Origin of the sequence: Sinomonas humi, assembly GCF_000802235.1 — a bacterium.
Lineage (GTDB): Bacteria > Actinomycetota > Actinomycetes > Actinomycetales > Micrococcaceae > Sinomonas > Sinomonas humi.
Map to the genome: position 1 here is coordinate 1 of NZ_JTDL01000010.1, position 1626 is coordinate 1626.

Annotated in this window: 1 protein-coding gene; it reads right to left on the reverse strand. The window is 72.4% G+C overall.

Annotation, left to right across the window (positions count from 1 at the left end):
* Positions 1-278: 278 nt before the first annotated feature.
* Positions 279-1382, reverse strand: coding sequence for an ImmA/IrrE family metallo-endopeptidase (locus LK10_RS20665; protein ID WP_052206800.1), 1104 nt, complete (start codon positions 1380-1382; stop codon positions 279-281).
* Positions 1383-1626 lie beyond the last annotated feature (244 nt).

Consider the following 1626-nt stretch of genomic DNA (forward strand, 5'->3'; position numbering starts at 1 on the left):
CGACGGAGGAGGGGCTTGTGCCGGTGGAGCGGGTGCGTACAATCCGCAGGACAGCCGGAAAAACAAGGCGGGCTCGCGCCACGGCGGCGCAGCGAAGCGGAGCCGGCGGGGCGCGAGCCGTCACAGCCCGAGCGCAGCGAGGACCATGTCCAGGGCGCAGCCCTGGGGCCTTTGTCGGCCCGGGCCGGGCCGGGCCGGGCTCCGGGCCGGAGCCCGGGGCGCACGGGCCGCCCGCGCCCGCGGCCACGGCTTGGAGGCCGCGGGCGTCTGCTGCCTTGTCAGGCCGCGGCCTGGGTCATGGCCGCGATGATGGAGGCGATGGGCTCGCCGGCCTTGGCGCGCTGCCAGGCCTCGCCTTTGGGTTCCAGTCCGGCTTCACGGAGGGCGGCGGCCAAGGCTTTGTTCTCGGCCTTCGCTTCAGCCTTGGCTGCCTTGGCGGACTCGGCGACGGTGACGCCTTCGACGCCGAAGGCGACAGCGGCCACAGCGTCGAGCACGTGGCTCGCGCGCTCGTATGCGACCGCGACGCGCTCGGGGCTGCGGGTCCACTCGGCGGCGTACCGGGCTGATCCTCGGGCAAGGTCGCCCTGCCCGAACGCGGTCAGGAGCCCGAACGCGACGGCTTCGGCTTCTGCTTCCATGTCGCCCCGGTGATCTCCGGCGTAGGGGCGATCGTCCTCGGCCCCGTGCAGGAGCGCGTGCGCGGCCTCGTGCGCCAGCGTCTCGACCGCTGCCCACTCGGACAGCGCCCCGTGCACGGCGATCTGCCGGGTGCCGTGGATGGTGTATCCGCCCTCGGCCATGTCCCGGGCCGTCCGGCCCACCGTCCATCCCAACGAGGTGATCCATGCGGCGATGCGCTCGAAGACCTCGCGGGCTTCGCCCTCCGGCAGCTCGGGGGCGGCGTGGGCTTGCTCGGCGGTCTCGCCGTCCTCGTCGGCGACGTCGGCGGCGGTGTAGGTCTGCTCGACCTTGAACACGCGGCGCTGCTCGGCTCCGGGCGTGTCCTTGTCGCACTTGCCCCCGGTCTGCGGGTCGATCCACATCTGGATCGGCCGCGAGTAGATCGCCAGCGCCCCGCTCTGGGGCGTGTATCCGCGTTTGCGCCACACGTGCGCGGGCGCGGTCTCGAGGCCCGCCGCCCGGATCGCAGCGTCGTACGCGGCGTGCTCGTCCATGCCTTCCCGCTCGAAGCGCGCCCAGAGCTGGCACACGATCAATGCTTGGTTTCCTGCCGAGTAGGCAGGGTGGCCGGCCCGCAGGCGCAGCGCCCGGGCGGCCATCGCGGCGGGCCATCCTGTCGGGTTCGCGATGAAAGAGGCGGCCTGCTCGGCCATCGCCGCGCGGGTGGCCTGGTGGTCTATCGTCGTCGAGCGTGCCATGGTCTTGGCTCCTTCTTGGTGACGTGGTGGGCCGGGAAGCTGTGGTGACCAGCCGGGGTGTCTCCCCCGCCCCCGTTGTTTTTCCGGCTGGCGAACTTGTTCGCTTGCGCCCGCGGAGACGGCAGCAACCCGTAGGGCGGTGCCGGGGGAAAATCTGCGGAGGAAATAAGCGACGAAGGAGCGCCGCAGCAGAATTTCCCCCGGTGCCGGCCCCGACGGAGGAGGGGCTTGTGCCGGTGGAGCG